The organism is Emergencia timonensis (genome assembly GCF_900086585.1).
GTDB classification, from domain to species: Bacteria; Bacillota; Clostridia; order Peptostreptococcales; family Anaerovoracaceae; genus Senimuribacter; species Senimuribacter timonensis.
In genome coordinates this window covers 1,913,485-1,927,332 of sequence record NZ_FLKM01000009.1, presented here as the reverse complement: position 1 = coordinate 1,927,332, position 13,848 = coordinate 1,913,485, and the positions used below count along the sequence as shown (strand labels likewise).

Annotated in this window: 9 protein-coding genes; all 9 read left to right on the top strand. The window is 45.5% G+C overall.

Features of this window, described 5'->3' with window-relative positions; genetic code table 11:
• The first annotated feature begins 132 nt into the window (after positions 1-132).
• The 9 genes from BN6539_RS19975 to BN6539_RS19935 all read left to right on the top strand — a co-directional run bounded on the left by BN6539_RS19975 (position 133) and on the right by BN6539_RS19935 (position 13,846).
• Positions 133-2,343 (top strand): DNA internalization-related competence protein ComEC/Rec2, encoded by a 2,211-nt coding sequence (locus BN6539_RS19975; protein WP_067542391.1) that lies wholly within the window; start codon positions 133-135, stop codon positions 2,341-2,343.
• The gene (gene holA, locus BN6539_RS19970; protein WP_067542389.1) at positions 2,325-3,371 is read left to right on the top strand and encodes a DNA polymerase III subunit delta; all 1,047 of its coding nucleotides are present in this window, start codon (positions 2,325-2,327) and stop codon (positions 3,369-3,371) included. The genes BN6539_RS19975 and holA overlap by 19 nt, the downstream gene beginning before the upstream one ends.
• Positions 3,372-3,392: 21 nt before the next feature.
• On the top strand, positions 3,393-4,346 hold the full coding sequence (locus tag BN6539_RS19965; protein ID WP_082907638.1) for a DMT family transporter: 954 nt from the start codon (positions 3,393-3,395) through the stop codon (positions 4,344-4,346).
• A gap of 82 nt (positions 4,347-4,428) precedes the next feature.
• A complete protein-coding gene (locus tag BN6539_RS19960; RefSeq protein WP_182435521.1) occupies positions 4,429-5,697 on the top strand; it encodes a sigma-54 interaction domain-containing protein in 1,269 nt (422 codons plus the stop codon).
• Positions 5,698-5,877: 180 nt separating this feature from the next.
• The gene (locus BN6539_RS19955) at positions 5,878-6,588 is read left to right on the top strand and encodes an isochorismatase family cysteine hydrolase (protein ID WP_067542379.1); all 711 of its coding nucleotides are present in this window, start codon (positions 5,878-5,880) and stop codon (positions 6,586-6,588) included.
• 26 nt (positions 6,589-6,614) lie between these two features.
• On the top strand, positions 6,615-7,811 hold the full coding sequence (locus tag BN6539_RS19950) for a M20 metallopeptidase family protein (protein WP_082907637.1): 1,197 nt from the start codon (positions 6,615-6,617) through the stop codon (positions 7,809-7,811).
• Positions 7,812-8,051: 240 nt separating this feature from the next.
• Positions 8,052-8,561 (top strand): NADH-quinone oxidoreductase subunit NuoE, encoded by a 510-nt coding sequence (gene nuoE / locus BN6539_RS19945; protein ID WP_067542376.1) that lies wholly within the window; start codon positions 8,052-8,054, stop codon positions 8,559-8,561.
• Positions 8,562-8,572: 11 nt separating this feature from the next.
• Positions 8,573-10,321: an NADH-ubiquinone oxidoreductase-F iron-sulfur binding region domain-containing protein gene (locus tag BN6539_RS19940; protein WP_067542373.1), complete on the top strand. Its 1,749-nt coding sequence runs from the start codon at positions 8,573-8,575 to the stop codon at positions 10,319-10,321.
• A gap of 15 nt (positions 10,322-10,336) precedes the next feature.
• The gene (locus BN6539_RS19935) at positions 10,337-13,846 is read left to right on the top strand and encodes an FAD-dependent oxidoreductase (protein ID WP_067542371.1); all 3,510 of its coding nucleotides are present in this window, start codon (positions 10,337-10,339) and stop codon (positions 13,844-13,846) included.
• The last annotated feature ends 2 nt before the right edge of the window (positions 13,847-13,848 follow it).

The window sequence follows — 13,848 nt, the reverse complement described above, 5'->3', positions numbered from 1 at the left end:
CTATTATACCATAATACACCACTAAAGTTAACCGATATTTCCGAGTTTCGTAAAAATTATAAGAAAAAGTTGCACCTTTTTAATAAATGGTATAATATGTAAATATGAGTTAGGTGTCCGATTGAGGACAAAATGAGAAGAAAACTATTATCTATTGCAATTCTAATGATTGCAGGCATCGTTTCAATGGAATGGATTGACCGGCGAATCCTGTGGGCGCTGCCCGCTGCAGCTTTCATTCTGTTCATCACGCTTTGTAAAATTTCAAAACAAAAGAAATTTTTACTGTGCCTCCTGCTTTCGTTCTGCACAGGATGTGTCTTAATGCTTTCTGCTCAACATGCAGAAGAACAGGGACATCTCCAGGAATGTATGGGCAAAAACGTCACTCTGACAGCCACAGTTGTAGAAGTGCAGCGCTTAGATGAGGAAAAATATAAACTGCGCTGCGATGTAGGCGGAGAGCTTTTGCTCTGCTCTTATTATCGTCCTTTGGTGAACCACTGGGATTTGACCGGCTGTGAAATCACCTTTACTGCAGCTGTGGAGAAACCAAAACCGTCTGGAAACCCAAGAACCTTTGACTACGGCCGCTACCTAAAAACGAAGAAAATTTTTTATACAGCAGTAATGAATCGTTACCAGGTTACATCGCATTCTCCCTCTCTTACATACAGAGTCAAACGGTTTATTCTGAGCCATAGAGAGGAAATGATAGAACGACTGCAGATCGACGCTGAGGTAAAAGGACTGATTAAAGGTATTCTCTTTGGGGATACAGCCAGTCTGGATGAAGATATCTACAAAGAGTTTCAACATAACGGCACAGCTCATGTTCTCGCTGTCAGCGGTCTCCATGTAGGAATTCTCTACGGCCTGTACAAGAAATGCAACGGTAGAAGGAAATCGCTTTTGACTGCACTTATTTTCTGTCTCTTGCTTGCCTTGTACGGGACGGCGACTCTCTGGTCAGTATCTGTAACCAGAGCCATCTTTTTAGTTGCCCTCACTCTTTTAGGTAATTTGTGGGACCGCAGATACGATACAGCGTCGGCTTTGGCAGCGGCGGCCCTGTTTATCATCACAGACAATCCTTATGCAGTCATGGGAGCCAGCTTTCAAATGTCTTTTTTAGCAGTTTTATCCTTGACCTTTTTTACACCTCTATTAGAGAAAAAGCTGGGCAGCACATTGGCTGTTATGGTTTCTGTCCAATTAGGTTTGATGCCCTATATGATATATAACTTTAACTATATTTCTTTTATAGGTATATTGTGTAACATTCCAGTGATTTTTATGATTTCTCTCTTAGTTCCTATTGGAATTGCCGGGTATCTGTGGTTTATTGTCACTGGCAGGCTCTTTCCGCTGTTGGCTGATTGTCTCAGCGGTTTGGGCACTCTTGCAATCAAAGTCAATCATTTCTTTGAAGCTGAAGGCGCGTTTTCCTTTGACATCGTATCGCCGCCCCTTTGGACAATATGTCTGCTCTATGGACTGGTGTTTTTAATAACCTCAGAGCATTTTCGCATCTATCTCAAGCGAAAAGATTTTAAGGCGCTGGCTCCGCAAACTGTTTTTATGATTACCATGGTTATCTTTTCCTTTTTTGCAAGTTTTACTCCTTTTGATCAGGCCAGTATTATCTTTGTTGACGTGGGACAGGGAGACTGTATTCATCTAAAATGCGATGACGGCAAAAACCTGCTCTTTGATGGAGGCGGAAATATCAACTATAACATTGGGGAAAAGACTCTAAAGCCATACCTTTTAAAAAACGGTATCGGACAGGTGCAGCTGGCGGCGGCAACCCATCTGCATACAGATCATTATCTGGGCCTGACTCAATTGGCGGAATGCTTTGATGTTAAAAAGGTTTTGACCAAAGGCAGAGCAGGGCAGCGGATTATGCTAGGCGATGCCCAGTGGATTGATATTCTTTGGCCGCAGCAGCAAGACCCCAACATTGATGATGAGAATTTAAACAGCCTGATTTTTAAAATTCAGGATCATGGCGTATCTGTTTTGATTACCGGAGATATTACAGAAGAGGGAGAAAAGGCTCTCGTAGAGAAGTATAAGGGCACAGATACCCTGAAATCTGATATCCTCAAGGTTGCCCATCACGGAAGCCCTTACAGTACCAGCGACCTTTTCTTAGATGCCGTAAAGCCTTCCGTGGCAGTCATCAGTGTAGGCAAAAATAATTACGGTCATCCCAGCAATGTGGTCATTGAAAAATTGCGAAAAAAAGGTATAATGGTATTTAGGACTGACCAATCGGGAGCAGTCGGCATTATTAATAGAAAAGGAAAAATTTCAGTATGTACAAAAAACCAGTAAAACATAGCTTTAAAGTCTTTTCTGAGAATTTGAAGACCGGTAATATTGACCAGGTGATTTTGATGTACGGCATTGAACAGTATCTGGTAAAATGGGCTGTCGATACGCTGGTTAAAAAATATGTAAATCCTGCCACTCTTTCCTTGGATTACGTGATACTTGATGAGGAAAACGCCTCTTGCAGTCAGGTCATCGAAGCATGTGAAACCTTCTCCATGTTTTCTGAGCGAAGGGTGGTGTGGGTGAGAAACTTTAAACCGCTTACCAGCGACAGTGCTAAAGGCTACAGCAAAGAAGAGATCAAGGAATTGGCAGAATATACTGCTGGCAGTAATGACAAAACGATTCTGATTTTTTCTAGTGAGGAAATCAAAGCCTCTGCCATATTGCCGACGGCGCTGAAGAAGAAGGCACAATGCTATCACTTCGACAAGATTGACAAGGCGGAGCTTTCTTCCTTTGCGAAGAAACGATTTAAGACTTCTGGTGTGGAAATTACAGCGAGAGCCCTCCAAATGCTCATTGAGGCGACGGGCTACTTTAACAAAGAGAGTGATTACAGGCTTTTTAATTTTGAAAATGACATTCAGAAGGTCATCGCGCACAGCGACGGCAGCAAGGTAACAGAGCAGGATATAGAGCGGACTGTCAGCGGAGATTTGGATACCTTCGTCTTTGATATGCTGGATGGAATCAGCAGCAATCAGAAGGATAAAGCATTCCAGATTCTCTACAACATGCTTCACTCCGGCAGCGATCCATTTTCGATTATCGGCGCTATTGTATCACAGTTTGAGCTGATGCTTTCTGTCCGGCAGCTTAGAGAGGATGGTTTAGACCTTTCCGCAATGCACAAGAAGCTGGGCGGCAGTGAATACCGAATTAAAAAGCTCATTCCTTACGCCAATAAGTATTCTGTTGAAAAGCTGAAGCATACTTTGTCTGGTATCTACGAAGTAGACCGAAATATCAAGACTGGACTGCTAGACGGTCAGTTGGCCTTGGAAATGTTTATTGCAAGTATTTGAGATAGAAACGAAAGGAACAATATGAAGACACAGCTAAGAGCAGATTTGATGCTGATCGTGGTAACCCTTTGCTGGGGGATTTCCTACTATCTGATTGACGTATCTTTAGCAGATATGGATTCCTTTACCCTCAATGCCCACCGATTTTTAGGCGCATTCTTCGTGGCAGGCATTTTAGCCTATAAAAAACTGAAAACTGTCAACAAGACGACGCTGAAATACAGTTTTCTAATTGGCACGGTTCTGATTTTCGTCTATTCGGGTGCGACTTTTGGCGTAAAGTATACGACATTGTCGAACTCGGGGTTTTTATGCGCTTTGACGGTCATCTTTGTACCTCTGTTAGAAATGATCCTATTTAGAAAGAAGCCTCATAGAAAAATCATCATCGCTGTGACCATGAGTCTGGTGGGAATTATGCTTCTGACATTAAAAGATGACTTTTCTTTTAATATGGGTAATCTAAAAGGTGATTTTTTTTGCATTGTGGGTGCAATTGCTTATGCTGTCGATTTGATTTTAACAGAAAAAGCGGTGTCCCATGAGAAGGTAAACGCCTTCCAACTAGGGGTTTTTCAGTTGGGCGTAACGGGCGCGTATATGTTGGTGCTTGCGTTTCTCTTCGAGCAGCCACATCTTCCGACTTCGCCGCACATCTTCCTCAGCGTAGCCTTTCTCTCAATCTTTTGTACAGGACTGGCCTTCATCGTGCAGGCAATCGCACAGCAATATACGACAGCCGCCCATGTCGGCATTATTTTCACATTAGAGCCTGTGTTTGCAGGCGTTGTGGCCTTTTTCTTTGCAGGTGAAGTTTTGACTGTGAAATCCTATCTGGGAGCAGTCATCATGATTTCGGCGTTATTTGTGACGGAAATCGATTTTAAAAAGTCTAGTAAAAAAAAGGAAGCAGAGCCGCTGGCAGAAAAGGAAACTGCCGCCTTACCAGTTGAAACGGAAGAACAATCATCTTGAAAACGGTTTTTATAAGGAGTTATAAGGAGATAACTCCTTTCTTTTGGAAAAGACAATGCAAAAAGTTGCAAAGGAGTCATTTATGTCTTGGAACAGGATTGAAGAAATCATATTAGATGTGAAACCTCTCTTTGACGCTGCGTCAGATGCCATCTGTATACAAAATGTGGAGGGAGAAATCATATACAGAAATCCTTACTACGAAAAGATGATCAAACGAGGCAATAGAGAGCTTGTGGAAGACGAGCGGTACATATATCACAATGATAGACAGGCGGGAAAAATCGTAGTATACCACGATCTTTCTGAAATCAACCGACTGAAAAGGGAGCTGGATCGTTTAAATCAGAAACTGCGCAAAGTCCAGGTAAAGTACAGCTTTAAAGACATCATCGGAAAAAATAAAGAACTGCTGAAAGTCGTCAATACAGCAAAGATTGCAGCAATGACACCGGCGACTATCATGATTCGCGGAGAGAGCGGCACCGGTAAGGAAATCTTTGCCAATGCTATACATAACAACAGCCCAAGAAGAAACGAAAAGTTTATCAAAATCAACTGCTCCTCCTTGCCGGAGGAACTGCTGGAAAGCGAACTCTTTGGATATAAAGAAGGGGCGTTTACCGGTGCGCGCAGAGGAGGAAAGCGAGGACTGTTTCAGGAAGCTGACAGAGGAACCTTGTTTCTCGATGAGATCGGAGACATTTCCTCCCGGATGCAGGTCAAGCTTCTGCGCGTGCTGCAGGAAAAAGAAGTGATGCCAGTGGGATCGACTGAAACCGTCCCGGTTGATGTCAGAATAATCTGCGCTACCAACAAACCTTTAGAGGAAATGATTGAAGAAGGAGCTTTTCGAGAAGACCTTTATTACAGACTGAATGTGTTTCCTCTGTTTATTCCGCCGCTTAGAGAGCGAAGAGAGGACATCGGACTGATTACGGAATATCTTTTGAATCAATATAACGAGTTTTATAACAGAAATATATCTGAAATTGAACCTGACGGAATCGACTTGCTGCAGCAGAGAGAATGGTATGGAAATGTACGGGAACTGGAAAATGTGCTGTCCCGTGCTTTGATTAATATGGAAGAGAAAGACGTCGTTCTGACGAAGGCTGAAATAGCGTCCGCTCTCAGTGGGGAAAATGTGAGAAACGGGAAAAAAACAGCACAAGAAAAAGAATCCAACTTTACCTTTCCTAACAATTTGAAAGAAGCGTTGGAAATGGTAGAATCCCGCTGCATAGAAGAAGCTATTTCACGCCATAAGGGAGATAAGAACAAAGCTGCAAACGATTTAGGCATTCCACTGCGCACCTTGTACTACAAGTGTAAAAAGTTAAATATTTAGATTTGCAAGTTCTTGCAATAATGCAAGAACTTGCTGCAATATATTGCAATCAATGATAATGCCCATAGCTGCAAATACCTGAAACACCTGGAAAAATCTTTGGCACGTTATTTGCTATCCTTTATATATATCAAATAAATTTATTCTTTCAGAGAAAGGTACAATTACAGGAGGATACAAATGGACTACAACAAGGCATTAAACGAGTTTACGGCACAGTATTATCAGCAGTTGGCATCAGGTGTTTACAACAAACCGATGGAAGTTGGCGCAGAGGATACTGCATTGGTGATTATCGACGCGCAGAAGTGTGTAACAAAGGAATATTTTGTCGAGGGTTACAAGGCCATGGGCGTTGAAGTAGAACCGCTGCTGCCGGTTCTGAATCAACTGGAAGAAAATACGGACAAATCCTTAAAGAACATCGAGAAGATTCTCCTTAAATGCAGAGAAAAGGGTATCAGACCGATTCACGTACGGATTCAGTCCTTGCTGCCTGATGCAGGAGATACGGGAAGACTGCACGCGTCTGCCGGCATGTTTTATCCGCCGGGAGGTTTGGCTTCTCAGTTCTGCGATGAAGCAAAACCGCTGGAGGGAGAAATCATACTCAACAAAACCTGCTCCGGCATCTGTGTCGGCACGCCCATCGACCGTATTTTAAGAAATCTGCACATCAAAAAGACCATTGTAGTCGGCTTTTATACCGACCAGTGTGTCAGCACTTCGATCAGAGACTTATCCGATTTGGGATACGAAGTGGATATGATTGAAGACGCCATGAATGCCATGAGTCAGGAACGTCATGACAGAGCTTTGCAGGGAATTAAATTTATCTATGCCAATTGTGAAAACACAGAGAGCCTGCTGGCAAGACTTGAAACACTATAGTCGGTACCGAAAAAGGAAATGTTTATATGATGGATATGAGAGAGAAAGTGAAGAAACTGACAGAAGAAAATATGCCAGAGGTGGTGCAGTGGAGACGTCATCTCCACCGCTGTCCGGAGCTGAGTTTTGAGGAGTTTGACACTGCGGACTTTATCGCAGAAAAGCTGACGGCTATGGGGTATGAAGTGAAGCGTAACGTCGGCGGCACAGGTGTAACGGCTGCTTTAGAAAGCGGAAAACCGGGACCTGCCATTGCCTTTCGGGCTGATATGGATGCTCTGCCGATTTTGGAAGAGACGGGACTGCCTTTTGAGTCGGAGCGGGCCGGCATCATGCACGCCTGCGGTCACGATGGGCATATGGCTATTCTCCTTGGAACAGCACAACTTGCCGCTCAGCTAAAAGATGCGTATTGCGGTACCATTAAATTTATCTTTCAGCCGGGGGAAGAGGCCAATGGAGGCGCTAAATGTGTTATCCATGACGGCGCCCTAAAGAATCCGCCTGTCGAGGGAATCTTTGGTCTCCACATGATTCCAGAACTTCCCGCCGGAACCATCGGCATCAAGGCAGGGTACTTATCAGCGACGGACGACGAGTTTGTCATTCGGGTACGCGGAAAAGGAGCTCATTCCTCAGAACCTGAAAGCGGAGTCAATGCCATCGTCATCGCTTCTCATATCATAACAGCTATGGATTCCATTCTGAGTCATAACGTCAATCCTTTTGATGTGGCAGCTCTATCCATCTGCCAGATCAGCGGAGGCGATGCAATCAATGTAATTCCCGACAGTGTGGAAATGAAGGGAATGCTCAGATGTATTGAAAAAGCTGACAAAGAAAGAATTCGGGAGAGGATGAATCAAATAGCGCAGCATACTGCTTTGGCTTTGGGAGGAGACTGTGAGGTCGAATTTATCCCTGGTTTTCCTTCTGTCAACAACGATCCGGCTCTGACGAAGATCACCATAGAAGCCGCTAAGGCCGTACTGGATAGTGAGGATGATATTTATATCATTGAACGGCCCCATATGGGTTCGGAAGACTTCGCTTACTATCAGGAAGAAGTGCCAGGGGTCATGTTCATGCTGGGCTGCGGTCAAGAGGAGACAGTGACGGGAACCCTGCACAGCGCCAACCTGAATATCAATGAAAAATCACTTTCTTATGGTATCAGGATTTTTGTCATGACTGCACTTGCTCTTTGCGGAGGGGAGCGGTAACTATCCTGGAAATTTCAATCAAAACCGGCACTTTATGGAAAGCTGCCGGCTTTTTAATGTACAGGAAACTGGGCTGCGGTTCCGCCTGATGAAAGATTCGCAGAAACTCTGACTTTGACAAATAAATAACTATACAAAACAATTGATTTTATTCACGAAAGTAAGTATAATGGAAGGTAAGTTTCGGAGACGGAATGGTTTCTATGGAGTGAAAAATATAGCAAGCAGGAGGAAACATTAATGAGTGAAAAATGTTGCTGTGGCGGATGCCAGAATGATCAGTTCAAAGAACTGCAGCCCGTTCTGGACAAGTACGCAAAAGTTCCTGGCAGTCTGATTACAATTTTACAGAAGGCGCAGGATATCTATGGATACTTATCTATAGACACAATCAACCATATTTCAGAAGCTACAGGAATTAAACCAGCTAAGATTTACGGAGTGGCCACTTTCTACGCCCAGTTCAGATTGCAGCCGATCGGCAAGAATCTGATTATGCTTTGTCAGGGTACTGCCTGTCATGTAAACGGGTCAGAGATGATCGAAGAGGCAGTCTGTGAATATCTTGGTATTCAGGATGGCGAGACGACAGAAGACGGCGTATTTACGCTGAACAACGTTGCATGTCTTGGATGCTGTTCCCTTGCACCTGTCATGATGGTTCAGAGTGCCGATGGAGATGAGACCTACGGAAATCTAACAAAAGATAAAGTAGTGCAGATCCTGGCTGAAATCAGAGAAAGAGCTTAGGAGGTGCGAAGATGAAAGTAATTATAGGACAGGGAAGCTGCGGTATCGCTACCGGTGCGAAGAAAACCCAGGTCGCATTTGAAGAACAGATCAAAAAACAGGCCGTAAATGTAGAAATCGATTTTACAGGCTGTGTCGGAACCTGTTATCTGGAACCAATCGTCGATGTCTATGAAGACGACGGAAAAATGACGAGATATGTCAAGGTACAGCCAGATAAGGTAGAAAAAATAGTAGAAGAACATCTGAAAGGCGGAAAGCCTGTTGAAGAATACGCCATATCAGAAGAAGATAAGGAATTTATCGGAAAACAGCAGAGAGTTGTACTGAGACACTGCGGTTTGATTAACCCGGAGAAGATTGAGGAGTATTTGGCTGTAGGCGGATACGAAGCGACCAAGAAGGTCGTCACTTCCATGACCCAGGACGAAGTCATCGCGGAGATCAAAACTTCCGGCCTCAGAGGCAGAGGCGGCGCGGGATTCCCGACTTGGTTCAAATGGAATGCCGCTAAGGGAAATCCGGGAAAGAATAAATACATAGTATGTAATGCCGACGAAGGAGATCCGGGCGCGTTCATGGATAGATCCGTGTTAGAGGGCGATCCGCACTCACTGATCGAAGGTATGATCATCGGCGGCTTTGCCATGGGCGCAACAGAAGGTATCATCTACTGCCGTGCTGAATATCCGCTGGCAATCAAGAGATTAGAGATCGCCATGGAGCAGGCCAGAGAAAAAGGCTTCCTGGGCAAAAACATCTTTGATAGCGGCTATGACTTTGATTTGAGAATCAAAGCGGGCGCAGGCGCATTTGTATGCGGTGAAGAAACGGCTCTGATCGCTTCTCTCGAAGGTGAAAGAGGAATGCCGAGACTGAAACCGCCATTCCCGGCAGCGAAGGGATACTGGCAGCAGCCGACAAATATTAACAACGTAGAAACTTTTGCCAACGTTTCCTGGATCATCGATAACGGCGGAGCTGCTTTTGGCGCCATGGGTACAGAACAGTCCAAGGGTACCAAAGTATTCGCGCTGGCCGGCAAGATCAAAAAAGGCGGTCTGGTAGAAGTACCGATGGGACTGCCACTCAAAGATGTCATCTTCGGTATCGGCGGCGGCATCAAGCAGGATAAGGAATTCAAGGCAGTACAGATGGGCGGACCGTCCGGCGGATGTATTCCGGCTTCCTTGATCGATACCCCGGTAACTTATGAAGATATCAACAAGACAGGCGCCATCGTCGGTTCCGGCGGTATGATCGTCATGGACGAAAACACCTGTATGGTAGATATGGCGAGATACTTCCTCGACTTTACGAAGAAAGAGTCCTGTGGAAAATGTAACTACTGCAGAATCGGTACCAAGAGAATGCTGGAAATCCTCGAGAGAATCACTCGCGGCGAAGGCAAAGACGGCGATATCGAACTGCTGCAGGAATTGGCTGCCAAGATCAAAGACGGTGCGATGTGCGGTCTGGGACAGACAGCGCCAAACCCTGTATTGACGACGATCAAATATTTCAGAAACGAATATGAAGATCATATTTATAATCATAAATGTACAGCAAAATCCTGTAAGGCACTGATCACTTACGAAATCACTGACGCATGTAAGGGATGTACGCTCTGTGCGAAGAGATGTCCTGTAGAAGCCATCACTGGCGAAGTCAAGGGCAAGCACGTTATCGATCAGGACAAATGTATCAAGTGCGGCAAGTGTGCAGAGAACTGCAAATTTGGCGCTGTTGAGATCAAGTAGGGAGGAGGAAATACAATGAATAAATTCAGAATGAATATAGACGGCAAAGAAGTATTCGGCCTTCCTGGACAGACGATCTTGGAAGTGGCGAGAGAAAATGACATTTTCATTCCCACTCTTTGCTTTGATGAGAGAACGACCATCTACGGCGCATGCGGACTTTGCGTAGTAGAAGTAGAAGGCAACCCAAAACTCTGTAAGGCATGTGCGACGACCGTTTCTGATGGTATGGTAGTCATGACCAACACAGACCGTGTTGTCGAATCCAGAAAGACCAACCTGGAACTGTTGATTTCCAACCACAACGGCGATTGTAAGGCTCCATGTTCTTTGAACTGCCCGGCAGGAACGGACTGTCAGGGTTATGTAGGCCTCATCGCCAACGGAGAGTTCGAAGCAGCACAGGAATTGATCAAGGACAAAATTCCACTTCCAGCTTCCATCGGAAGAGTCTGTCCGCATCCTTGTGAGGACAACTGCAGAAGAGCTTTGATCGATGAACCGATCAGCATCGCATCCCTCAAGAGATTCGCTGCTGACTACGATATGATGAGCGAAGACGCTTTTGTTCCAGAAATCGATGAGCCGACTGGAAAATCAGTGGCTATCATCGGTGGCGGCCCGATGGGACTTTCCGCTGCTTATTTCCTGAGACAGAAGGGACACGATGTCACCATCTTTGATGCGATGCCAAAACTGGGCGGCATGCTGAGATATGGTATTCCTGAGTACAGACTGCCAAAAGAAGTCCTCGACGACGAGATCGACATCATCGCTTCTATGGGCGTAGAAATCGTGCCAAACACAAAGATTGGCGAAGATATGCCGTTTGAAACCATCCAGAATGACTTTGATGCGGTACTGCTGGGTATCGGTGCATGGGTTTCCACAGGTGTCGGCTGCCCTGGTGAAGATGCAGAAGGCGTGATCGGCGGTATCGACTTCCTGAGAAAGGTTGTCAGAAACGAGCACATCGACTTCGGCGAGAAGGTTGCCATCGTCGGCGGCGGAAACACTGCTATGGATGCCTGCAGAACTGCAGTCAGATTAGGCGCGAAAGAAGTCTATAACATCTATAGAAGAACCAAAGACGAGATGCCTGCTGACAGACTGGAAATCGAAGAAGGTGAAGAAGAAGGCGTAATCTTTAAGAACCTGACCAATCCTCTGGAAATCGTTAAAGATGAAAACGGTCACGTAAAACAAGTGGTACTGCAGGTGATGGAACTGGGTGAACCGGATGCTTCAGGCAGAAGAAGACCAGTTCCAGTAGAAGGAAAGACAGAGACCATCGATGTGGATACCATGATCCTGGCCATCGGTCAGGCAGTCGATGCGACTCCATTTGACGTAGATAAGACGAGAAAGAATGCTGTAGCTTACGATTCTGATACCTTCATGACCAGCATCCCAGGCGTATTTGCAGGCGGAGACTGTGGTAATGACAAGATTTCCATCGCGATTGAGGCCATTGCAGATGCCAACAAAGCGGCAATCGTCATCGACTCCTACTTAAACGGTGAAGCTGTCAGCTACGAAAAGCCGTTTGTTGTTGAAAGAGACGATGTAACAGAGAAAACCTTCGAAGACAGAGAAAGACTTTGCAGAGAGAAAGCTGATCAGTTATCTGCTGCAGAGAGAAAAGACAACTTCTCCGAAGTGGTATACGATGGGCTGACAGAAGATCAGGCTGTTGCTGAAGCTTCCAGATGTCTGGAATGCGGATGTCACGATTACTACGAGTGCAAGCTGATTGACTTTGCAAATCAATACGATGTAAAACCGGAGAGACTTGCCGGCGATAAGAACATGATCGAATTCGAAGACGACCATCCGTTCATCGTCAGAGATCCGAACAAATGTATCCTCTGCGGCCTTTGTGTAAGAGTCTGTGACGAGGTTATGGGGGTCGGCGCTCTTGGTCTTGTTGACAGAGGTTTTGACACAGTCGTAAAACCGAATATGGAAAAATCCCTCTGCGAGTCAGGCTGTGAATCCTGCGGACAGTGCGTAAGCGTCTGCCCGACTGGCGCACTGCAGGAGAGACTGACCATCCAGAAGGAAGTGCCTCTTGAAACAGAAATCACGGAGACGACTTGCTCCTACTGTTCTGTCGGCTGTACTCTGGATCTGGAATCCTATGGAGATATGCTGATCAAGGCAAATCCTTCCAAGGAAGGCGTCGTCAATGCAGGAATCTGCTGCGGCAAAGGGAAGTGGGGCTTTGATGCAGCACTCCTTGAGGGCAAAGCAGTAGATCCGATGATCAAAGACGGTGACGGTTTCAGAATGACTGATTATCACGAAGCCATCGTCATGGCTGCAAAGAAGATGGAAGCTGTCAGAGTGAGACACGGTAATAGCGCTATCGCTGTTGCAATTTCCGACAGATATACCAACGAAGAAGCGTATGCGATGAAGAAATTTGCCCAGACAATCGGTGCGAAAACGTTCTGCTTCAATGCAAGACACAACGCACTTTCTGATGTGCTGGGAGTAAACGCATCACCGAATACGATTGATGAATTACTGCGTACAGACGTCATCATCGTACCAGGTTACATTAAGAATAGAAACGCTGTCGTATGGAACAAGATTAAACAGGCTGCAGAAGCAGGAGTCAAGGTTGTTGCCATCAATACGCCAGAAGCACAGACTGCTTTTGAATTTGCAGAAAAAGTCATCGATACAGATAACAGTACAGTCTTCCTTAAGGGAATGGCAAAGGCTCTGATCGACATGGGCAAGACTTCCAATGTGGAAGGCTTCGATGCTTTCGCTGCTTCCGTTGCTGACGCTGAAGTCTGCGAGGAAATCAAGGCTGTCGCTGAACTCTATGCAGGCGCGAAGAAGGCAATGTTTGTATTCCAGCAGAATGTGGTTTCAGAAGAAGCTGCGGCGCTGATTGCCGATATTGCACTGCTGTCCGGCCACATCGGCAAGCCTAGAGACGGTATCCTGGAAGTAAAAGCAAAGAACAACTCCCAGGGTCTTGTAGACATGGGCATCCACGCTGGAGCAGAAGCTATGGAGGGCGTCAAAGGTCTGATGATCTTCGGTGAAGATCCAAAGGACGTTGATCTGTCAGGATTAGAATTCTTGGCTGTTTCTGACATCTATTTGACAGAGACTGCAAAGAAGGCTGATGTATTCCTGCCAGGCACTGGATTTGCAAGTACAGACGGTACATATACCAATACAGAGAGAAGACTGCTTCCAGTCGAAGCTGTCATTGACGAAGACGTTGATTTCAGTAACTGGGAGATCGCAGCAGAACTTGCTCACGTATTTGAAGAGGAATTCGGTTTTGAAGATGAGGTGGACATTTCTTGGGAAATGGACGATACCCTGCCACTTTACAAATACGCTGAAATCGGTGAGGTTCTCGGCGGTGTTCTGACACCGGTAGAGCCGAAGTTCGCAGTCGCAAAGGATGCAAAGATGGTAGAGGAACTGCCTTGCACCGATGCCCTGATGAACATGATGAGCGAAAGATTACCGGAAGTTGTACCAGCAACACGCTAATC